The 21,949-nt window shown below is 46.8% G+C and carries 23 protein-coding genes; 8 read left to right on the top strand and 15 right to left on the bottom strand.

Translation table 11 applies throughout. The features are described from left to right. Position 1: 1 nt before the first annotated feature. Positions 2-688, bottom strand: coding sequence for a sigma-E factor negative regulatory protein (locus ACJJI7_RS22365; RefSeq protein WP_444901190.1), 687 nt, complete (start codon positions 686-688; stop codon positions 2-4). A 117-nt stretch (positions 689-805) separates the two neighbouring features. Then, positions 806-1,420, bottom strand: a complete 615-nt coding sequence (gene rpoE, locus ACJJI7_RS22370) for an RNA polymerase sigma factor RpoE (RefSeq protein WP_020413470.1) — start codon at positions 1,418-1,420, stop codon at positions 806-808. Positions 1,421-1,589: 169 nt separating this feature from the next. On the opposite strand from rpoE, the gene nadB reads away from it, so the two are divergent. Next, the gene (gene nadB / locus ACJJI7_RS22375; RefSeq protein WP_020413471.1) at positions 1,590-3,206 is read left to right on the top strand and encodes an L-aspartate oxidase; all 1,617 of its coding nucleotides are present in this window, start codon (positions 1,590-1,592) and stop codon (positions 3,204-3,206) included. A gap of 37 nt (positions 3,207-3,243) precedes the next feature. On the opposite strand, the gene ACJJI7_RS22380 is transcribed toward nadB, so the two are convergent. Beyond that, a complete protein-coding gene (locus ACJJI7_RS22380) occupies positions 3,244-3,696 on the bottom strand; it encodes a protein YgfX (protein ID WP_282952878.1) in 453 nt (150 codons plus the stop codon). After that, positions 3,671-3,916, bottom strand: a complete 246-nt coding sequence (locus tag ACJJI7_RS22385; protein WP_282952877.1) for an FAD assembly factor SdhE — start codon at positions 3,914-3,916, stop codon at positions 3,671-3,673. The genes ACJJI7_RS22380 and ACJJI7_RS22385 overlap by 26 nt, the downstream gene beginning before the upstream one ends. Positions 3,917-4,030: 114 nt before the next feature. Between ACJJI7_RS22385 and ygfZ the strand changes: the two genes are divergently transcribed. The 3 genes from ygfZ to ACJJI7_RS22400 all read left to right on the top strand — a co-directional run bounded on the left by ygfZ (position 4,031) and on the right by ACJJI7_RS22400 (position 6,489). Then, the gene (gene ygfZ, locus ACJJI7_RS22390; RefSeq protein ID WP_282952876.1) at positions 4,031-5,071 is read left to right on the top strand and encodes a CAF17-like 4Fe-4S cluster assembly/insertion protein YgfZ; all 1,041 of its coding nucleotides are present in this window, start codon (positions 4,031-4,033) and stop codon (positions 5,069-5,071) included. A gap of 171 nt (positions 5,072-5,242) precedes the next feature. After that, positions 5,243-5,761: an I78 family peptidase inhibitor gene (locus tag ACJJI7_RS22395; protein ID WP_444901189.1), complete on the top strand. Its 519-nt coding sequence runs from the start codon at positions 5,243-5,245 to the stop codon at positions 5,759-5,761. A gap of 128 nt (positions 5,762-5,889) precedes the next feature. Continuing rightward, complete coding sequence (locus ACJJI7_RS22400) at positions 5,890-6,489, top strand: class I SAM-dependent DNA methyltransferase (protein WP_282952874.1); 600 nt, start codon at positions 5,890-5,892, stop codon at positions 6,487-6,489. 203 nt (positions 6,490-6,692) lie between these two features. Here the strand turns inward: ACJJI7_RS22400 and ACJJI7_RS22405 are convergent, their stop codons facing one another. The 8 genes from ACJJI7_RS22405 to ACJJI7_RS22440 form a co-directional block, all read right to left on the bottom strand. Next, positions 6,693-7,502: a hypothetical protein gene (locus tag ACJJI7_RS22405; RefSeq protein ID WP_020413477.1), complete on the bottom strand. Its 810-nt coding sequence runs from the start codon at positions 7,500-7,502 to the stop codon at positions 6,693-6,695. Positions 7,503-8,032: 530 nt separating this feature from the next. Further along, a complete protein-coding gene (gene ung, locus ACJJI7_RS22410) occupies positions 8,033-8,755 on the bottom strand; it encodes a uracil-DNA glycosylase (protein ID WP_282952873.1) in 723 nt (240 codons plus the stop codon). Positions 8,756-8,757: 2 nt separating this feature from the next. Next, a complete protein-coding gene (locus ACJJI7_RS22415; RefSeq protein WP_040628784.1) occupies positions 8,758-9,348 on the bottom strand; it encodes a uracil-DNA glycosylase family protein in 591 nt (196 codons plus the stop codon). A 344-nt stretch (positions 9,349-9,692) separates the two neighbouring features. After that, positions 9,693-10,631: an esterase-like activity of phytase family protein gene (locus tag ACJJI7_RS22420; protein WP_282952872.1), complete on the bottom strand. Its 939-nt coding sequence runs from the start codon at positions 10,629-10,631 to the stop codon at positions 9,693-9,695. 55 nt (positions 10,632-10,686) lie between these two features. Next, positions 10,687-11,637, bottom strand: a complete 951-nt coding sequence (locus tag ACJJI7_RS22425; RefSeq protein ID WP_444901188.1) for a hypothetical protein — start codon at positions 11,635-11,637, stop codon at positions 10,687-10,689. Positions 11,638-12,007: 370 nt separating this feature from the next. Continuing rightward, complete coding sequence (locus ACJJI7_RS22430; protein WP_282952870.1) at positions 12,008-12,937, bottom strand: esterase-like activity of phytase family protein; 930 nt, start codon at positions 12,935-12,937, stop codon at positions 12,008-12,010. Positions 12,938-12,954: 17 nt separating this feature from the next. Continuing rightward, positions 12,955-13,437, bottom strand: coding sequence for a YajQ family cyclic di-GMP-binding protein (locus tag ACJJI7_RS22435; RefSeq protein ID WP_020413483.1), 483 nt, complete (start codon positions 13,435-13,437; stop codon positions 12,955-12,957). Positions 13,438-13,451: 14 nt separating this feature from the next. Further along, the gene (locus tag ACJJI7_RS22440; protein WP_282952869.1) at positions 13,452-13,988 is read right to left on the bottom strand and encodes a YaeQ family protein; all 537 of its coding nucleotides are present in this window, start codon (positions 13,986-13,988) and stop codon (positions 13,452-13,454) included. Between the two features lie 86 nt (positions 13,989-14,074). Between ACJJI7_RS22440 and ACJJI7_RS22445 the strand changes: the two genes are divergently transcribed. The 4 genes from ACJJI7_RS22445 (at position 14,075) to ACJJI7_RS22460 (ending at position 18,140) form a co-directional block, all read left to right on the top strand. Further along, positions 14,075-14,689: a LemA family protein gene (locus ACJJI7_RS22445; protein ID WP_282952868.1), complete on the top strand. Its 615-nt coding sequence runs from the start codon at positions 14,075-14,077 to the stop codon at positions 14,687-14,689. Between the two features lie 15 nt (positions 14,690-14,704). Continuing rightward, positions 14,705-15,454 (top strand): TPM domain-containing protein, encoded by a 750-nt coding sequence (locus tag ACJJI7_RS22450; protein WP_282952867.1) that lies wholly within the window; start codon positions 14,705-14,707, stop codon positions 15,452-15,454. After that, positions 15,454-16,065: a TPM domain-containing protein gene (locus ACJJI7_RS22455; protein WP_245556691.1), complete on the top strand. Its 612-nt coding sequence runs from the start codon at positions 15,454-15,456 to the stop codon at positions 16,063-16,065. Before ACJJI7_RS22450 ends, ACJJI7_RS22455 begins: the two co-directional genes overlap by 1 nt. A 290-nt stretch (positions 16,066-16,355) precedes the next feature. Further along, positions 16,356-18,140, top strand: a complete 1,785-nt coding sequence (locus ACJJI7_RS22460; RefSeq protein WP_444901187.1) for a hypothetical protein — start codon at positions 16,356-16,358, stop codon at positions 18,138-18,140. 105 nt (positions 18,141-18,245) lie between these two features. Here ACJJI7_RS22460 and ACJJI7_RS22465 read toward each other — a convergent pair whose 3' ends face one another. From ACJJI7_RS22465 to ACJJI7_RS22475, 3 genes are read right to left on the bottom strand one after another with little or no spacing between them, the layout of a single operon-like run. Next, positions 18,246-18,386: a class IIb bacteriocin, lactobin A/cerein 7B family gene (locus tag ACJJI7_RS22465; RefSeq protein WP_020413489.1), complete on the bottom strand. Its 141-nt coding sequence runs from the start codon at positions 18,384-18,386 to the stop codon at positions 18,246-18,248. Between the two features lie 41 nt (positions 18,387-18,427). Then, complete coding sequence (locus ACJJI7_RS22470; protein ID WP_282952862.1) at positions 18,428-20,572, bottom strand: peptidase domain-containing ABC transporter; 2,145 nt, start codon at positions 20,570-20,572, stop codon at positions 18,428-18,430. Further along, the gene (locus tag ACJJI7_RS22475) at positions 20,572-21,819 is read right to left on the bottom strand and encodes an HlyD family secretion protein (protein ID WP_282952861.1); all 1,248 of its coding nucleotides are present in this window, start codon (positions 21,817-21,819) and stop codon (positions 20,572-20,574) included. Before ACJJI7_RS22475 ends, ACJJI7_RS22470 begins: the two co-directional genes overlap by 1 nt. Positions 21,820-21,949: the final 130 nt, after the last annotated feature.

Genomic DNA, 21,949 nt, shown 5'->3' on the forward strand with positions numbered 1-21,949 from the left:
ACTACATTCCAACCTGTTCGCCGTAGGTCGCTCGGGCAAAGGGCACCATACCCTGACTACCAACATGCGCGGCCTGTTCGGAGTGTTGAATCATCACACGGTTTAAATGGCGCATCAGCTCCGGCGTAGGTGCCTGCTGAATCACTGCCTGCCCGCGCTGCTCAGGTACAAAGCGCGGCGTGGCCGTACTTACTGAACGAGTCGAGGGGGCTGGAACATAAAAACCAGAAGGTTGTGGCGCCGACTGGGCTACCGGCTGCGCCGGGCGCTCGATTTCGGCGACCTGATCTATACCCTGCACTAGGTTCTGCTGGGTATCGGTAATCTGTTGCACCCCAAGGATTGCGGCGAGGGCCACAGTGGCTGCCACTGCACCGCGCGAAAGCGGACGCCACCAACGACTGTTAACCAGTTCGTTGGCGGCTACAGAAGCACTTCCAGTCTGAGACAGAGGCTCTTCGAGATCGATCGCTGCAGAGATGCTCGCAGCCAAGCCACTATCTACAGGGGCGACATGCTCGCGACGCATTACGCTCGCGGCCAGTTGGTAGCGTGACCAGCGCTCACCCAACTCTTCAGAGACAGCAGAGGCCTTAAGCAGCCGCTGCAACTCCAATTCGCTGCCTTCGCCATCCATAAGCGCCGAGAGCGATTCGTTGAGACGTTCCTGATGATTCCCGTGGGACATAGGGGTTAACCCTCTTGTGCAATCATTTATTCGGTGCCCACACGCACCATAATTGGTATCAGTTATGACCGGGCTCTCGGCGGTTGGTTTCCCCGGCAGGGAAAATTTTCCGCAAAATTAGCCTCTGTCACCCAGTGTTTCCGGCTCACCGGCCATCACGGCCTGGACTGTCCGGTCAATCGCTTCCCGTGCGCGAAATATCCTAGAGCGCACTGTGCCTACCGGGCATCCCATTACCTCGGCGATCTCCTCATAGCTCAATCCCTCAAGCTCCCTCAACGTAACTGCTGAGCGCAGATCTTCTGGCAGTGCGCGAATAGCGCGATGAACAGCCCCCTCCAATTGGTCGCGAAACATCTGATTCTCAGGAGTCTCGTTATCCCGCAAAAGATCGGCACCCGAGTAGAACTCGGCATCCTCAAGATCCACATCTGAGGACGGCGGACGGCGACTGCGGGAAACCAAGTGGTTCTTAGCGGTATTAATCGCGATTCGATACATCCATGTGTAAAAAGCACTGTCGCCACGGAAATTGGCAAGTGCCCTATAGGCCTTTATAAAAGCCTCCTGAGTTACATCCTGTACCTCACTGTGGTCCTTGATAAACCTACTGACTACGGCAACAATTTTGTGTTGGTATTTGAGTACTAAAAGATCAAAAGCGCGTTTGTCTCCCTTTTGAACCCGCTCTACCAGCTCACGGTCACTCGTTGACGCCTGATGCGCTGTCATCCCCAACTCCCATATCCAGCCACACTGCGGGCGCCACTTGTCATTATTAAGGGGCTGCCGGCGCAGGCGTTTCTTTTACTTTGTTGATGACACTGACAATAGGACATAAGTTCCACGTCAAATCGACGAATAATCAGGAGGCGCTATACTACGCGACCCTAAAAGATAAATGAAATCTATGAATGCCCAGGCAAACTACGACATTCTCGTAATCGGCAGCGGTGCCGCCGGCCTTACCCTGGCCTTGCACCTCTCAACCAAGTATCGCGTAGCTCTGCTCTCCAAGCAGCGCCTGCAGGACGGCTCCACCTGGTTCGCCCAAGGAGGCATCGCTGCAGTGCTAGATGAGATGGATTCGGTGGAGTCGCACATTGCAGACACATTAGACGCGGGTGCAGGACTCTGCCACCCATCGTCTGTACGCTTCACGGTGGAGGAGAGTACCGCTGCTATTCGCTGGCTGATCAACCAGGGCGTAGACTTTACCCGCGAGGGGGAGGATTACCACCTTACGAAAGAGGGGGGACACAGCCATCGCCGCATCATTCACAGCGCTGACGCCACTGGTAAAGCCGTACACAGCACTCTGCTGGTAAAGGTGCTTAACAGCTCCAATATCGACTGTTTTGAACACCGCGTCGCCATAGACCTGATCCGCCAGCCTGATCCCGAGAAGGGGCGTTTTCGCTGTGCTGGCGCTTATGTTCTGAATAAAAATACTGAAGAGGTCGAGCTTATTCAGGCCAAGGCTGTGGTGCTCGCCACAGGAGGTGCCAGCAAAGCTTACCTCTATACCAGCAACCCCGACGGAGCCAGTGGCGATGGTATTGCCATGGCTTGGCGCGCCGGTTGCCGGGTTGCCAACATGGAATTTAATCAGTTCCACCCCACCTGCCTGTACCATCCAAAAGCCAAAGCCTTCCTTATAACTGAAGCTCTACGCGGCGAAGGTGCACAATTGCAGCTGCCTGACGGCAGCCGTTTTATGGAGAGCTTCGACAGGCGTGGCGAACTGGCCCCTCGGGATATCGTCGCCCGGGCAATTGACCATGAGATGAAGCGCCTGGGTGCAGATTGCTTATACCTGGATATCTCCCACAAAGACCCCGACTTTGTGCGGGAACACTTCCCTACGGTATACAGCAACTGCCTGAAGTACGGCATCGATATTACCCGGGAGCCAATCCCAGTGGTTCCTGCCGCCCATTACACATGCGGCGGTATTATGGTGGACCATCATGGCCGCACAGACCTGGATCAGCTGTACGCCATTGGCGAAACCACATTTACTGGCCTGCATGGCGCCAACCGCCTAGCCAGTAACTCGCTTTTGGAGTGCTTGGTATATGCGCGCTCTGCCGCACTGCATATTGAGGAGCACCTCGACTCAGTACAGGTACCACGCCGCGCACCAGGCTGGGATGCTTCACGGGTAACAGATTCAGATGAAGATGTTGTGATCTCGCACAACTGGGATGAACTGCGTCGCTTTATGTGGGATTACGTAGGAATCGTGCGCACACGCAAGCGCCTGCTACGAGCCCAGCATAGGGTAAAACTCTTGCAGCGAGAGATTCGCGAGTTTTACGCCAACTACCGCATCACCAACGACTTAGTGGAACTGCGTAACCTGGCACTGGTTTCAGAACTAATTATTCGCTCAGCCCTGGACCGTCGCGAAAGCCGTGGCCTGCACTATTCCCTAGACTACCCAGGCCTAAGGGAGCTGGCTATGGATACCGTTCTGGTACCTGAGAACTTCGCCAATCAGCGACAATTTATCTAGCAATTTAGAATAGAGGCGGCCCAGACTACCGATCCCCCTAACGGGAGAACCGCAGAGCCGCCTGCAGCCTGCGCCAGTCGTTAGGGCTTATTGCATCCCGTGCCAACACCAAACGCAACGACCTGCCCTGTAAGTCTCTCCCATTAATAACCACTAACCAGCCCCATAAGACCAGCTCACCACGGAAATAGAACTGGCGCTCATCGTCACCAACCACCCGCCAAAACCAGCGACGCTCTCGAGTAGATAATATACCCACCATCTGCGCCAAACTGCGTACCTCCCAATAGGCAAATGCCAAGATAACAGTCAGCAGTATCCAGAATAACCAGGAGGGCAGCCCGCAGAGCCACAATAGAATTGCAGCTTGAAGCACAGCCATTGAAAGAAGAAAAAATAAGATAGAGGATGGCGCAACGACACAACTCAGGCGGGCGCTGCGCTCAAAATAGAGAGGGGAACCTTTACTCGCGCAAACCGGTATTGTCACGGATAATTTGTACTATTCGCTGGAGATCTGGGTCGGCCGGGTCTTCACGGCGGAGGAACCAGGCAAACAGGTCCTGATCCTGCTCGTCCAACAACCGAATATAACGCTGCTGATCTGCAGGTTCCAGGGTCTCATATACATTTTCCAAAAATGGCAGCAGCACCAGATCCAGCTCCAACATTCCGCGGCGACTGGCCCAAAACAGGCGGTTGCGATCCATACTTCTTTTCCAACCAAGTTAAAGGATGCAGTATACCTGCAGCCTGGCCAAACTTGAAAATGGGCGCTCCAATCCCCAGATATTGCCACCAAGACAACCGGAGGTGGCAGCACTATGGACCAGCAACAGTGGCAGGATTTTCTCAGCAGCGAAGGCGCCATTTGGGAAGGCGGCAAAGCTCACTTCCCTCTAACCAGCACGGATGACCCGCAGGCACTGCACCTTATCGATCTTGGCCCCCAAGGCGCTGTTTCGATCAAAGGCCCGGACAGCCAGAAATTCTTACAGGGCCAGCTCACCTGCGATCTGGTAAATCTACCAGACAAGCACAGCACCCTAGGCGCCCACTGCAATCCTAAAGGCCGTATGATCAGCGCTTTCAGTGCCCTCAAGCTGTCCCAGGGCGAATTTATTCTGCGTCTTCCTCGCAACCTCGCTCCGATTGCCCAACAGGCCCTAAGTAAGTACGCAGTGTTTTTTAAAGCAGAATTGACAGATATCAGCGATGACAGCCATTGGCTCGGCTTGCAAGGTCAAAACGTCGCACAGCAAACAGCACAGCTACTTGGCTTCGCCCCTCCCTCCCCCGGTGAAGTAGTCACTTTTGATTTCGATGGCGAGCGCTGCATCGCCCAGGCGGTTAATGAAACCCAGCTTGCGCTACTGGTGCCAGTCACCAAAGCACAGCAGCTCTGGCAAAACCTCTCCCCAGAGTGTGAAGCGACTGGCTATGACCTTTGGCAAAAGGGACAGATAGAGGCCGGCATTCCCCAAGTTGATGCCGCCACCTCAGAAATGTTCATCCCTCAGATGACTAATTTACACTTACTTGGCGGCGTCAGCTTTAAGAAAGGCTGTTACACCGGCCAGGAAGTGGTTGCACGTATGCAATTTCGCGGCGCCGCAAAACGCCGCTTATATCGCGCAAAAAGTACAGGAGGCGATCTCCCCATCAGCGGCCTGGAAGTTTTCGGGGATGGCAAGCAAAGCATTGGCAACCTGGTAGAGGCCTGTCACAGTAAAGACGGCATAGAGCTACTCGCTGTCCTTACTATTGCCAAAGTCGCATCCGGTGAAAAGCTTCATTTGGAGGACGGCCGCATCCTGGAAATTCAGGAGCTCCCCTATGATGCAGATGCCGATCCTCTAGCCTAGCTAAAGCCGAAGTAAATACTCCGAGGGCGGTTTATGGCCGCCCTTTTCAATGAATCTAATCAGCCCCTCTCCTCCCACCAAGAAATTTCACACAAGATCAACCAATCCTTCTACGACCCTTTAAATTCATGTCTATAACGAAACCCTACAAACATCACAAGGTGATAAAATATGAAACCCTTTTCTGTTGCAATTTTAATTGCAGTCCTATTTACATCTTCTACAGCACTTTCCGAATCAGCTGAAGAAGTGCTATTGGGGATAACTGTACGCCCCGAAACACTTGATTTACACGTCGCATCTGGAGGGTGCACCAAGAAAGAAGATTTCAATATTGACGTTAATAAAGGGACCACAGGGCTGCCGCCCTATCAAGTCACAGTCACACGCATTAAACCTGACCACTGTGAAGCGCTATCCCTAGAAGGTGTCAACTTATCTTTTGACAGAAAAAAACTGGGACTTGATGGCTCATCGACATTTAGACTAACTAATGAAATCGGTAATCTCTCACCTTACCAAGCGAAAATAAAAAACCATGAAATAAAGAAACTCCCTATATCTAGCATCATCGGAAAATATTCACGCATCTATAAAACTGGTGAAGCTCTGACTGAAGATTTTCGCCCTGAACGTGTAAATATAGAGCTGGATAACAATGGAAATATTGTTAATATTTGGAAGGATTGAAAGAGGGGAATACAATTCGTTCTTAAAACGTTCAGAATAACTCAGCACATAAAAACAATAATTTCAATCAAGTCAAATCAAAGAATATTCAAACAAGCTTCAGACTACCCACCTGAGAATTTAAAAATATGAATCCTCAAGAAACCGGAAAAGCCTACGATGAAATAACCCATTTATGGGAGCGTAAAGTGTTTAATGCAGCAAACGGAATTGAACAACATAAACGAGCCTTGGCTTTTGTAAAGAACAGAGGTATGGCACTTGATGTTGGTTGCGGCTGTACAGGGAGGTTTATAGAGCTACTTCAAACTGAAGGCTTTGCGCCAGAAGGAATTGATATTTCTGCTAAAATGATCACTTTAGCAAAAAAGCGCCACCCGGATATCACCTTCCATCATCAGGATATATGTCTATGGGAAAGTCAGGAGCAATACGATTTTATTACTGCCTGGGATAGTATCTGGCATATTCCTCTTGAAAAACAAAAGGATGTCTTAACAAGGCTAGTCAAAAGACTCAACAGGGGTGGAGTGTTAATTTTCTCCTTCGGCGGCACAGATGAACCCAGCGAGCACAGAAACAATACCATGGGCCCAGAAATGTATTACTCAACGCTGGGCATAGTTGGGTTTCTTAAATTAACCCTCAGCTTAGACTGTACGTGCAGACACCTCGAATACGATCAACATCCAGAACTACACGCTTATTTAATTATTCAAAAAAACTGAAAATAAATTTTTCACAAAACTCGTAACTACACAATAATCTTTTCACGCCCTGAATATCACCCACTCTGCACCCAAGAACCAGCCATTAAAAATAAAATACCCAAAGACAACCTACCCTTCAACTTGATCCGACAGACCACTCCAACACATAATTAGCAGGTTCTATTTATTTTTTTAATAAAAACATATCCACAACAGCAAATCTAATTAGGGTTTGATGAAATCGCACTCTCTATCTTCCTTACCTTTTCTACAGATGGAAAGCCCGTTACCATCCCCCTTACAGTGGACTTTGTAATAGCAAAAAGTGACTTATTTATCTTTAACTTATTTGCAAGCTCAGGTAGATGGGTACCCTTACCACACAATGCCTGGATCGCAGAGTAAGTTCCATGAGACCATATCCCAAAAACTAAACACACACAGCTATCCCGCTGGTAGGGGTTCTCCGTTATGAAAATAAAACCATAATCCTCAGTGATAGAACCATCTAAAGTGTTTGACATATATACCCGCCCATCAGTCTCATCATTCGCAAAGCGTCCCAAAAAATCCACTTTAAATTTTGAGTCAATCTTCCTGGTCAGCAACAAATCACGGCTTACAACATTGATAGCTGGACCACCTATACATATAAATGTTTTTTGATCATGGACAAAATTATGTGAATCGTGAAAAACCACCTTCCTTTTAGGATATACTTTCTTAATCCTATCTTTCAAAAGCTGTATTGCGAGAGATTCGTCATAAGGCATAAATAATACATTATCCGGGATAAGACTTTGCGTCTTCGTAATATCTGAATATAGAGTTTTTTGCTTGATTAACGGAAGAACAACATGGATATCAGCCTTAGAGTCGCCCAAAAATCTATCCCAAAGGGCCCGGTAAGACTTCGCATCAAACTTCTTTTTACAAAACGCTGCCGTACCAATAAACAATGTGGTAAAGGCCGCCTCAACAAATGGAGCAGACAACCAATCTAGAACAGTATCCAAGAACAGATATTCCACTGCACCCACCACTCAAAGTAATTTGGCCACAAGAATTTATGATATTAAGACTAAAAATCCAGTATAAAGCCAAGAACACTTTTTTTCTTCTCAATGGATAAGAATGCTATAGACAAATACCCCCTACCAAACAGTCACCACGATCAATCAGACGGCAATCCAACCCCAAAAAGGCGCAAACAGAATTGACACATATTATTGAACAATACAGACAAAAAATATCAATCTAATTAAATGCGCGACGGCCCCCAAAACACTAAACAATATAAATTCAGCAAGAATTCATAAACCACTCTCTCCACATAGCTTTAAGGCTTAACTGCTAAGACGCAAAAATAATCTTTATAGGATAAAGAGCGGTAAATAAACCTTAAATTGAGAGTTTAAGCACCAAAAGAAAGGAGCAGCCCTTATATTCAAGCGACCACCCCAAAGTGCTTATTTTATGAAAAATTAAGGCTAACCAACTATAAACCAATAACCCTAAACAAGATCCCCAACTAACATAATCAATATAAATTAGCAGACACTTAAATCTCTACAGCAACCCTCTGCAACCTATTAGCCTCTGGCAATGCCCATTCAATCGGCTTTTCACCACGCTGTTGCAACCAATGATTGACTTGAGAAAAAGGTCGGGTGCCAAAGAAGCCGCGATGAGCCGATAGGGGAGATGGATGTGGAGCGCGCAACACCAAATGCTTGTTGCGATCAATAAAGCCTCCCTTCTTCTGCGCGTAACTACCCCACAGCACAAATACCAAACCTTCTCGCTGTTCCGCCAATTTATGAATGGCGGCATCAGTAAACTGCTCCCAACCACGGCCCTGGTGAGCACCGGCCTTACTATCTTCTACGGTAAGGGTAGCGTTGAGCAGCAGTACACCCTGCTCCGCCCAGGGCTGGAGGCAACCGTGATGGGCAGGAGCAATACCCAGATCCGAATGCAACTCTTTATAGATATTCTGTAGAGAGGGCGGGATACGGACACCCGGCATTACAGAAAAACACAAGCCATGAGCCTGGCCAGGTCCGTGATAGGGATCCTGACCAAGAATCACTACTTTCACCTGATTAAAGGGGGTGGAGTTAAAAGCATTGAAAATCTGCCCACCAGGAGGGTAAATCCGCTTACCGGCCTCTTTCTCTCCCCTCAGGAACTGACGTAAATGGGCCATATAAGGCTGCTTGAACTCCTCACTCAACACACTGTACCAGGAAGGATGAATTTTGATATTGTCCGGAACCGGCATTATTAAACCTTGAATATTTTCTTAACTTGTCTTCGCAGCTCCGGCACCACTTCTTCCTCAAACCAAGGTCTGCGACGCAACCATAAGGTATTGCGTGGACTGGGGTGCGGTAAAGGGAAATAGCGGGCCGGCAAGGCATCGCGATAATGGCGCACATTCTCAGTAATACTGCCATACCAATGCGGCAGGTAGTGGCGCTGGGCGTATTGTCCCACCAATAGAGTAAGTTGCAAGTTTGGCAGCTGCTCCAGCAGGCGCTGATGCCAGGTAGTGGCGCATTCAGGGCGCGGAGGTAAATCTCCTCCCTTGCCACGACCAGGGTAGCAAAAACCCATAGGAATGATGGCAATCTCGGATTCGTCGTAGAACACCTGCCTATCTATCGATAACCAATCTCGAAGGCGGTCGCCGGATGGGTCATTCCAAGGGATGCTGGAAGCATGGACTTTGGTACCCGGCGCCTGGCCAACTATCAGCAAACGTGCCGACTCTGCTGCACGCAGAACAGGATTGGGCCCCAGTGGCAGATGCTCCTCACACAAGCGACAAGCTCGTATTTCTTCCAGCAATGTGGATAATTTCTTCTTTGCCACTAATTCTCAACCCTCAGGAAAACCAGACACAACATCAGTCCCAAACGAACTCTGGAAGCTCTAGTCCAACTGATATTAAGGCTGTTAAACATCACAAATATACTTTAGTTTTAGACAGCGACCTTATGACTATCGTCGCTGGAATAGATCTCCAAGCAACTCACCAAGCATGGCAAATCAGCCATAACCTCGCTTGCTGGGTAAGTAGGGATCTCTGGAAAAGAGGGTAAGGATTACACTCTAAGATATTCAAGGCCTTACCACATAAATCTTGACTGGTTAAACCTTCAGGGTATCTACAAAAAACCAACCACAAGTAGCAGATACACTCCCCAAATCTGGCTTTACTGGACACCCTCAGGAAAGGCCAAATGTAACAAGAGCGCGCGGCGATCCTGAGGATTTGCACTGCGGCTGATGTTATCGTTATCAAACACTATAAATATACCTTCTTTCCCTACAGCCAATCCATCTCCCTTGCCTCCAGTGCGATGTCCCTCATATTGTAACTCAGAAGATTTTTCAATTTCTCGGTAGTCCAAGCACCATTCAGCTTTGAGGCTTGGTAGAACTCTTCGGCATACGGCATAAGCATTTCGCTCCAGAGTAAATAACCCGCCATCATAATAATCAAGCGCTCCCAGATCTTCAGGCTCTCCACGAAAGTTCAATCCGGCAACCGATGGTGGAGTAAAAAGCTGAACATCGCCATTGGGGCTAAGCTTTACCAAACCGCGAGGCTCACTCTCCATAGCTACCCAAAAGTCATCACCAATTTTCACTAAGCCCTCGCTAGCAAGGTTGAAGCCCTGCATGTAACCTCGAGCTCTGGCCTCGGTGGTCCACATAGCATCCAACCAGTGAGCGTTCCCCTGCCGGTCCACTTCAAGAATACGATTGTAACGCTCACTTACTATATAGATATATTTATCGGAGCATGTAATTCCCTCAAAATCCAGTGCGCCCACTGGCCTGGATAGGTCCAAGATAAAATGCCAAAAATTTCTAGGCTTATCTTTTTGGGGAACAATTAGCCCTGAAAGCTGCAAATAAGAAGCTAATTTTGCGTGTCTGCCTTCTCGTTTTAGGGTGAAAATTTCCTTTGAATTTTTATCAGAAATTGTGAGCAGCTCCCCATAACAAAAACTCAGACCAGATATACCTTCTCCCACACTACCATCCAACCAATAGTGGTTTATCTTTTTTGCGGGAATAACTTCAGCTCCTACTCCCGTAACTGAGAGTAATACGCCGGCAATTACATAAAGAAAGCTCTTAATCATAACGGGCCCAAATTACCGCTTAGCTTTATAGCCAATTCATATGTCTCCATTCAATCTAATCAACAACTTCCGGGAAACCCAGCTGTAAAAAGAGGGCGCGTCGGTCTTGTGGATCAGTACTACGACTAATATTATCATTATCGAACACGATAAAAATGCCCTCTTCTCCGATAGCTAGACCATCTCCCTTACCCCCCGTGCGAGAAGCCTCATACTTAAGCTCAGAGGATTCCTCTATTTCTCGATAGTCCAAACACCATTCTGCTTTTAGGCTTGGCAGAGCCCTTCGACACACCGCATAAGCATTTGGCTCAAGAGTAAACAAAGCTCCATCGTAGTAATCTAAACCGGCCAAATTTTCAGACTCCCCACGGAAATCCAAATCTTTTACTGGTGGCGGTGTAAATATCTGGACACTCCCATCAGGACCAAGCTTTACCAAACCACGAGGATCACGCTCCATAGCCACCCAAAAATAATCCTTTACCTTTGCCAACCCAACACCAGAAAGGTTGTACCCTTGCATATAACCCTGAGCTTTTGCCATTGAGGACCACATATTTTCCAGCCAGTGCCCCTTGCCCCGCATATTTACCTCAGCAATACGATTGTAACGTTCGCTCAGTAAATAAATGGATTTATTAGTGCAACTAATTGCCTCAAAGTCCATCGCGGAAACCGGACGGGTAAGCTCAAGAAAAAAATGCCAAAAATTTTTTGGTTTATCTTTCTTTGGAACTTTCAACCCTGAAATCTCTAAGAAAGTTTCCAATTTTGCACTTCCATCCTCAATCTTAATTCGATAAATTTCTTTTGAGTATTTATCTGAAACTGTAACCAAGCTATCACCACAGAAACTCAAGCCAGAAAGGCTCAATCCAGCACTACCATCAACCCAGTAGTGCGTAATTTTTTTTGCGGGAATAATTTCAGTTGCCTGCCCTGTCAGTGAGAGTAATATCCCAACAGCACCAGATAAAAAACAATTTTTCACGGTAAATTCCATTTACTATGGAAACAATAAAGCTTTAGAACTACATCATTATCGATAAAGTTTTTAACGCTAAGCTGTCCTCTCATTAATCAAAAAATACTCCTACAGTAGAATCAGGATCTAAGCGTTACCAGGAAACTTGCGACATACTCACATCGGCTTCTAAGATACGATATGCAAAGTCGGCTGTTGCTCATCATAGTAGCCCCAACACTTATCAGCAATTTGTCGATAATTTGCTCTTTTGTAGAAGGCCATTGTTTGGAGATTGCCAACCTCGGGATTAAAAAATCAGATATAACGCAAATTATGCGCCATATTGGCTAGGCAGCTCCTAATAACCTCAGAGATGAACTGAACTCATTCCATATAAATTGAATAACTATTGATTATCTCTGGGGAAAGCTAAGTGAAGTAGTAGTGCACGTTTATCATCGGGAGCCAGAGCGCGGCCTACATTATTGTTATCAAGCACTACAAAAATACCTTGCTGATTGACAGCCAATCCCTCCCCCTTGCCATAGCGAGTCTCTTCGTAGACACGTTCTGGGGACACTTCAAGGGCATGGTAATCCAGGCACCATTCCGCCTTCAGGCTTGGCAGAGCCCTGCGACATACCGCATGCGCATTACGTTCCAGGGTAAACAAAGCCCCGTCGTAATAATCCAAGCCAGTCAGGTCTTCCGAGCGCCCTCTAAAGTCGAGGCCAGCTACCGATGGTAAAGAAAACACACTGGCACCACCGCTCGAGTTCAACTTCAGCAAGCCCCGCGGTTCGCGCTCCATAGCTACCCAGAAGACGTCACCGGCCTTTACCAGCCCCTCACTGGAAGCATTGGCTTTTTGCAAGTAGCCTTGAGATTTCGCGGCGGGTGACCATAGGTACTCTTGCCAGCTTGCTTTTCCCTGGTCGCTCACCACAGCAATACGGTTATAGTGCTCACTGACAAGATAAATGGTGCTTCCATCACAGCTAACTCCTTCGAAGTCCAGCTCATCAGCTGGGCGAAAGAGTTCCTTAAATGCCTCCCAGAAACTCACAGGCTCATCATGCTCAGGCACACCTAAGCCATCTAGTTGAAGATGGGATACCAGATCGGCATCCCCGTCGCGCAACTTTAGTGTATAAATTTCTCCAGAATTTTTATCGGAAACTGCAAGTAGCCTGCCGGCACAAAAACTTAAGCCGGAAATATCCAGGCCCGCGCTATTATTCACCCAATAGCTGGCCTTTAACTTGGCAGAGCTAACTTCTGCCACTACCACCAGTGGTGAAAGCAACATAAATATAAAACTGAAGAAAAAACGCATAAAAACTACAAACCCAGTTAATCGCGGAAGTTATTGAACTGTAGCGGTTGTTCCAACTCCTTACTACGCAGCAAGGCAATTACCTGCTGCAGATCATCGCGCTTCTTACCAGTAACTCGTACTTGCTCACCCTGAATAGCCGCCTGCACCTTAAGCTTTTCATCTTTGATCAGTTTAACGATTTTTTTTGACAGATCTTTGTCAAGCCCGTTCTTTAAGGTCACACCTACTTTAACCTGCTTCCCAGACTGTTCTTTTTCTCCTACATCCATCGCCAAGGGGTCAATATCACATTTGATCAACGCACCACGTAACATATCCACCATCTGGTCAACCTGCATATCCACCTCAGCACGAACCACCAGAGAGAATTCACTCATCTCCACTTCAGCATCCACGCCTTTAAAATCAAAACGGTTGGTGACTGTGCGATTCACCTGATCCACCGCGTTTGTCAGCTGATGCTTATCCACTTCAGATACAATATCAAATGAAGGCATTAATTTTTCTGCTCCTATTTCCAGATTTCCGGAGTAATCTCCGCGTTGTTAGTACCATCGGCTAGCCATATATGACCATCCTGAATGGAAATGCTGAACTCCATATTTCGCTCGGCCATCGCCGTCAGCTGTTCAGTAGCGTCTGCAACCAAATGATAAACCCTGAGGTTATCAAAACGTGCAAGCTGGCTCTCCAGCTTTTGCCACCACACTGGCGCAGTACGCCGCCCGTAACTGTAAACTAAAACTTGCTCAGCCCGATTGCTGGCTTTACGCACACGCTCCTCAGTAGGAAGACCTACTTCCACCCATAGATCTATCTCACCATTGAGGCTTTTCTGCCACAGGTCCGCCTCCTCATCTGAAGAGAGACCTCTAGTGAACTCAAGGGAATCCGCAGCGTTGTGGGCAAATGCCAGCAAGCGCACCATCATACGCTCATCGGTTTCCGATGGGTGACGGGCCAAAATTAACTGATGCTCCGCATAATAATCCCGATCCATATCGGCGATTTGTACTTTGGCCTTAAAAATTGTTGCTTTTAGTGCCATTTCGGCTCCATCTCTGTGCCGCCCCCAGCACAGAGACTAAGGCGGACTATTCTTGGTTGGTTTACAGGAGAATAAGGATACCCCGCATGAGCTCTGCCGCTGGCAACAGTCTACCCTCTTGGCACTGCATCCTACTCTGCCTGCTGGTGGCCTTGCTCAGTGGCTGCGGCATCAACAACATCCCTACCTATGACGAGCAGGTAAAAGCCGCCTGGGCCCAAGTAGAGAACCAATACCAGCGCCGGGCAGACTTGGTACCCAATTTGGTAAAAACAGTACAAGCCTATGCGGGCCATGAGCGTGAGACACTGCAAGCGGTTACCGAGGCTCGCGCCAAGGTAAATTCTATGCAGCTAGATGGCAACCTACTCAATGATCCAGCCAAGCTGCAACAATTCGAAGCTGCCCAATCCCAACTCTCCAGCGCCCTGGCCCGCCTAATGCTCGTGGTAGAACGCTACCCCGACCTTAAGGCCAACCAGAACTTCCTCAGTCTTCAATCCCAGCTGGAAGGAACTGAAAACAGAATCAGCGTGGCGCGGCGGGATTATATCCAGGCTGTGCAGCGCTACAACCGGGAAATCCGCACTTTTCCCGGTAAGATTTGGCACGTAATTCTTTACCGCAATATGCCTCTGCGTGAGACTTACCAAGCTACCACTGAGGGGGCGGAGAAGGCTCCAGAGGTGAATTTCCAATAGGCAGGTGTCAAATTTATGATTCGCCCCGCACTGCTTGCCTTAGCCCTAATCACCTCATGGATGACTATGTCGCTGTGGGCAGATGTACAGTTTCCCATACTGACGGGGCGCGTAATAGACAAGGAAGAGCTTTTATCATCAGAAGAACGATACCGACTGACTGAGCAGATCCAGCAATACGAATCTGAAAGCAGCAATCAACTCGTAGTCGCAATTTTGCCAGATCTACAAGGGCTCACTATAGAGGAGTACGCCAACCAGCTGGCACGAGAATGGAAGCTGGGTCATAAGGATAAAAACAATGGCATTTTGTTTTTAATCGCACCTAACAAGCGCAAGGTTCGCATTGAAGTCGGCTACGGTCTGGAGAGCGCACTGACAGACGCATTGGCTGCCAATATTATCCATACCAAAGTACTGCCGAAATTTCGCCGTGGAGCTTTTTCGGAAGGTATAGAAACTGGCGTGCAGTCTATCATCGCAGCCACAAAAAATGAGTATGTAGCCGAACCCATAGAAAATAAAAAAGACCGACGCATCGCCTTTTTGGCAGGAATATTCCTGATTTTAGTAATGCTGCACCTGTTTGGCACTTCAATGCTCAGTTCACCCGTACACAGGCGTAGCTATAAGCGAGGCCGCTTCGGCGGCTACTATGGAACGGGTGGTTTTGGAGGCGGTTACTCCAGCGGTGGCAGACCGGGGGGCGGGTTTAGCGGAGGTGGTGGCGGCTTTGGCGGAGGAGGCGCGTCGGGAGGATGGTAATGCTCAGCAACAGTTATCAACGCCAAGTAGCCGAAGCGATCAAAGAGGTGGAAACCCATACTGATGCCGAAGTAATGGCTGTTGTAGCAAAAGAAGCGGACAACTACTTATACATTTCCACGTTGTGGGCTGCATTTCTCGCACTTTTACTTTCCCCGCTGTTCCAATACCTGCCTTGGTGGATTAGCTTCCAACAGGCTTTTATACTGCAATGGATACTATTTATTGCCCTAGCAATTTTTTTCCGCTGGCGCCCCATCACAATGCGACTGGTCCCCAAAAAGATAAAATTTTGGCGAGCATCCAACCTCGCCCGTCGCCAGTTTCTCGAACAGGAATTACACAGTACCAAAGGTCGGCTTGGACTTTTGATTTTTGTATGCGAGGCAGAGCACTATGTAGAGATTTTGGCAGACCGCGGCCTCGCCCAGCATATTACCAATGACAATTGGCAGGTGATTATTGAAAGCTTTATACAGGAGATCAAACGGGGCAAGGCTGGGGAAGCCTTACTTTCATGTATAGCGCAATGTGGCGAGTTATTGAGAGAGGCCGCACCTAGAAGTGCAGTAAAAGACGAGCTGCCCAATCATTTAGTGCTAATTAACTAACCTGAACATCATATCTGCCAACATATTCATCGACAGCTTCGGCGTATAACTGGGGAAGGAAGTATCCGTCAAAAAAACAGTGTGAATCAACTCGATAAGTAAAATTACGAATACATGCACTGATTAAGGACAAGTCAGAGGAATGTTCAATCTATACTGATAGGATCGGCACTCGAAAATTTAATTACTACGTCTATGTCAAGACTAACGGAGCCTTGAACAACAAATAAGGCCTCTCAACTAGCCAGTTCTAATTAATATGAAGCCAACCCACTAGTTTCTTACTAAAAATGATTCAAATCAAAACAATAGAAGCAGGACTTATCAAAAAAATAGGAACTCTAGTCAGTATTTTTTTGATCATTTTGACACCATCTATCACCTATGCCAACTTCATAGGTTACGCCGGTGCCGAGACTGCTCCAAATATCGCTGAAATTGAAGTTACTGGAGATAAACTGCAAATCAGATTTGAAATATCAGCGGAAGATGCCGAAAAGTTCTGGCCTGAAATCCTTCCCACAGAAAGTATCTATGAACTGGCTATAGCCGTCAAAAAGCACAAAAAATTTGCTGTTAAAATTTTTACCGAAAAAAGGGAAATCAAACCGACAAATTCCGAAATTCGCATCGCCGAAAGAAAACCAAGAAACTCCCCCTTCGCTGGCAAGCTTGATCCACGCACTGGTCTTAGAGCGCCCAAGCTCCCAGATGATGAAATTATTTTACTGGCAAATATAGAATATCCTATCAAGGGGGTAAGTCATCTGGATATCCAACCCCCGCTAGGAAATGATGGAGAGGCAACAGTTACTATCGGATTTACCAGTCAACACGGTAAAACTCCAGTCAGTAATTTCCAATACTTATCTCGGACAGAATCTCTCAATATTGACTGGAAAGATCCCTGGAATACCAAATTTTCCAACCACAGCCTCAACCGCCAAAACCGCTATCCATTGCAATCTTTCCTCTATGTAGAGCCACGCCAAATTCGACACGAAATACTATTGCGCCCCAAAGATTTACTACGGTGGACTGATCAAAATTTCAATGCCTGGCAACCATTAACCACCAAAAAACGTGAACTTCTTCGCCGCACAACCTTGAAATACCTACGGGGCAAAAATCCAACTACTATCGACCGTGAGATATCCGAACCAATCAGCACTGAAATAATATTCCTCAAAGCCAATGAGGCAGGCTATACGAAAATAACTGAAGATGAATCAATAGAAATCGGCTCCCTACTTATCGGCTACAGGGAAAGATTCAAAATTAAAGAGCTGCCTCAGAGTGTCAGTATCGACTGGACTATTTTTACCGATGCTATAAACTCGGTACCAACACTGATTCAAGACCCTGCAGGCCCCTTTCCCACCCATGTTGCGCCTGATTTTCCAGATATACAATGGCGCAACTACTTATACGACTACCGTGCTCCCAATAGCGGTCCAGTACTCATTGAGAACCCCAGCGCCGTAATCCCAATGGCAGTGCTCTTCGGGTTTTGCATTTTTATTTTCTTCATCCTGACTCTTCGCACTAGAAGAGTAGAGGCGAAAAACAAGCACCCTATTCTATTTTACAGTATTGTACTTATTTGTGCAGGAGCTATTTACTATACCCTCCCAGGAGAGCTACGCATCCCCCTGCCTGGGACGGTCAACAAAAAAGAACTTGAACAAATGGTAGAAACACTTCTTAAGAGGCTGGCCGCTGCATATGAAGAACCCCAAACTGAAGCATTAAACACCCGCTTATCTAATCTTATTAGCGACGAAAATTTCAAAAACACCACTACCAATCTTTCACATATTTTTCAACCAGTGACTTCTAGCGGAAATTCGGGTTCGTTGCGCTCAATCAATAATCTTGAAGTAGAATATGCTAAACATATAGTTATCAATGGGAATAAGGCGTTCAGAATCACCAGCAAGTGGCAAGCAACTGCAGAGGGTTACAATTGGGGGCAGATAGAAAAAAAAACGCGGGAAATAAGGGCAAATATTGAAATTATTCAGTCAGACAAGCACTGGAAGGTTTTCGCATTTACCTCTCTTTCTATACGTTAACTAAAACAGTCACTTTTTATTGAGCACAACACTTGCCACCTAAGCCAGCTAAAGATCTACGCCCATATGGGCGCAGATTTAACTATACAGTTACCTATTCCTGTTTCAGCCTGATTCAGAGGTATAGGAAGCTGTTTCAGCATCGCCATCCCCATTGTCATTTATTATTTTATCAATAATCTTAATAATAGTTTTTATAAGGCCACCATTAACTTCCTGCATTTCATTGACCGTGAGCTCTTTCATAAGTAAAGTCCTATATTTAAATTAAGGGTATTTCCGTTTATCTAAGCAACTCCAGAAAATGCACTGGATAATACAATCCGCCTCCCTGCAGACCTGACCGTCTCCGGCCTATGAGCAACCAGTACTCTGGTTATGGCAAGTCCTTTGATATGGTCATTAACCAAAGATTCTGTAGCCATATCCAAGTGACTAGTTGCTTCATCCATGAACAAAATGCGTGGTACACGATAGAGCGCGCGTGCCAGCACAATTCTCTGCTTTTGCCCACCACTAAGGCTGGTACCCATATCACCAACCAAGGTATTGTATTGCATAGGCATATACATTATCTCATCGTGAATACATGCCTTTTTCGCACTACGAACTACTTCCTGCATATCTATCTTGGGTTCAAAGCAGGCGATATTGTCACTAATGCTACCTGCAAGCAGTTGATCATCCTGCAAAACTCCAGCTATCTGACTTCGATAGTGAGGTATTTGCTTTAAAGGCTGACCATCGATCAGGATCTCCCCCGCTGTCGGCTGCAGCAAACCCATCATGCACTTTAAAAGAGTACTTTTACCGCACCCGCTTGGGCCTACAATGGCAACAGTTTCACCGGGTTCTATTGTAAAGCTCAAATTTTGAAAGGCTGGTGTTTCCGCTTCACCATATTGAAAAGTAAGATTACGCACCTCAATTTTACCTTGCAGAGGTCCACTCCGATCAATTTCCACTCTACGATTACATACTTCCCCCGTTGACTCAGTCTTAGTAAAGACAATGTCAGACAATCGATCCAAATGTAAACCAAGCATTTTCAACTCTATCCACTTTGCGATTAATGCATCCATGGATTGTACAAAGCGGTTCTTGTAGCTCATATAGGCATAAAGCATACCAATAGTGAAAATATTACCCATCACAGCTATTGCAGCAAAATAAATCACCAAAAGATTTTCTATACCAAACAACAAACGGTTCGCTGTTTTATAACCAATATTCCAGCGGGTGATGCGAATATCCTTATTAATGGCATCGACCAAATAGTTTTGCCACTGACTTTGACGATCATTTTCACGCTGAAATAATTTAATTGTCTGTATGGCTCGCACCGACTCCATAAAGTGTGAGTCATGCTTTGCCTGCACAACAATTTCCTCTTCAGTAAGGAGATGCAACGGGCGATACAGCAATACTCGTAAGATAATATAAAGCGCAACCGCCAATAGCACAATTAACGTTAGCTTCATATCATAAAATATCATAGCGACGAGTGTAATGAGAGCCATTATTCCGTCCACAACTGCAGCAACCAATCCTGTGGTAAGCAACTCACGTACTTTGTTCAGGGAACCAAAGCGAGAGACTATATCGCCCATATGTCGGGTAAAAAAATAATTCATCGGCAAACGAATCAGGTGGCGAAAAAGATTTGCTGCCATTTGTACATTTAGCCGACTAGAAACATGCAGAATGACCCATTCCCTTAACGCATTCGTACCAACTTGTATCGCCAGTAACAAGCCAAAACCCATAGCTAATACCAATAGCAGGCTTTCATCCCCCCGCAAGATGACATCATCCACCACGGTTTGCATATAGAAAGGGGAAACTACAACAAACAATTGCAGTATCAATGACAGTATCAATATCTGGCCCAAACTACGTTTTAGCCCACTGATAGACGACCAGAAATGACGTAGCTTAAGCTGTTGACGGTCCTCCCCCAGTTGAAATTCATCTGTCGGCAAAAGTTCCAGAGCAACACCAGTAAAGTGTTGGGCAAGCTCCTCAAGGGACAATATCCGCTCCCCCATTGCTGGATCATGAATAACGGCAGTACCGCGCTGTAATGACTTGAGTACCACAAAGTGATTCATATCCCAATGGAGTACACAGGGACACTGCAACTCTTCCAACTCCTCCATTTCAAGTCGCAGTGCACGGCCCGCTAAATGTAAGCGATCAGCGATATCTACCAGGGTCTTGAGGTTGATGCCATGATTGGAAATATGAAATCGGTGGCGCAGACTAACAAGGTCAGTATCATAACCATGAAATCCCGCAATCATCGCCAGACATACCAATCCACACTCCGCAGCCTCCGTCTGCAAAATTACCGGCAATTGGCGATGTACAGAGAAATTCAAATGGGTTTCCGCTCGCCCATTATTTACCGATGACCATGCGCTGGTTTCCATTACAACCGCCCCTTTAAACTATAAATTGGTTCCAGCAACCACTCTAATAAGCTTCTCTCCGACAGATTCACATCGGCAGATAAAGTCATACCTGGCTTGAGTTGAAAGCGTCGCCCGTAGGCATTAACCGAAGGATCAGCCAGCTCTACAATGACCTTAAAAACCGGCTCATCCACAGCTACAGGTACACGATGTAACTCATCAGGCAGAAGAACAGTGTCTGACACTTCCAGTACAGTGCCGGCATAGAGACCAAATTTTTGGTAAGGGAAGGCATCATAGCGAATTTTCACTTGCTGGCCCGGACTGAGAAAGCCCGCTGAGCGTACAGATACCAGCAATTGTGCCGTTAGTATATGCCCCTCCGGCAACAGTGATAAAACTGGAATATGGGTTTGCGTCTGTTGCCCCTCAAACGCCTGCAAATTACTAACCACTCCTGATCGGGATGCTTTAACGATATAAGCTCGCTGACCATGCAATTTAGCTATTTGCTGGGCTAGGTCTGAGAGCCTTGTTCGCAATTGATCACTACTATTAGCGTATTCTTCGGGGAGTAGTAATCGATCTCTTTCAAGCCTCTGAATTTGATTGCGTAAATTAACCCGACTCCGCTCAAGCTCCTGTCGATCAACATATAGCTCCAACTCCTGGGCAATGGTGGCATCCAGTTCTGAAGAGGATACATGACCATCTAGCTTTAGAACACGGTAACGTTCTACCTGCTCAGCCACTAACGCAGAATGTCGGGATTGCAATTCTATCTGTTTTTCAAGTAGTGCCAGATCCTCCCTACTAGCATTAATACGCTCATCTACATCATGGAGTTGTTGACGATAAATCTTATCGCCGCGCTCAAGCTGCTCATTGACTAGCTTTTGTTGACTCTCATATTCAGTCAATAATAAGGCCTCGAGGTTCTTTCCGTCAGCTAATATCCGATCTCCATTTACCACTAGCAGTGGTTGGCCTTTAATCACCCTATCACCTTCGCGCACCAGAACCTGTTTAATAATGCCCGAACGCTCAGCATAAACCCGCACCAATCCAGAGGCTGGCTCCAACCAGCCAGTTACGCTCTCCTTGCGAGCATAACTGCTAATAGCTAACCAGATAAAGACAACTGCTATCCAAATTAGTAGCAGCGCGAGAATAGCGGTATGTGAAAAACGCGGCAGGAGTAAAACCCCACCGTGCAAGCGATCCACTTGCCTTTCTACAACTTGCTGGCGAAACAGTCCTGTCACCACAATTACCTTATTCCAGGTTAATTATTTAACGGTCAGATTTTTATCTTCACACAGCAATGCTGTCAACGAAGTAAAACCAAAAACTTTATAACAACCGTCCCAGTAATGTTTCTGATAAACCGGGGCC

It is taken from the genome of Microbulbifer variabilis (assembly GCF_056232115.1).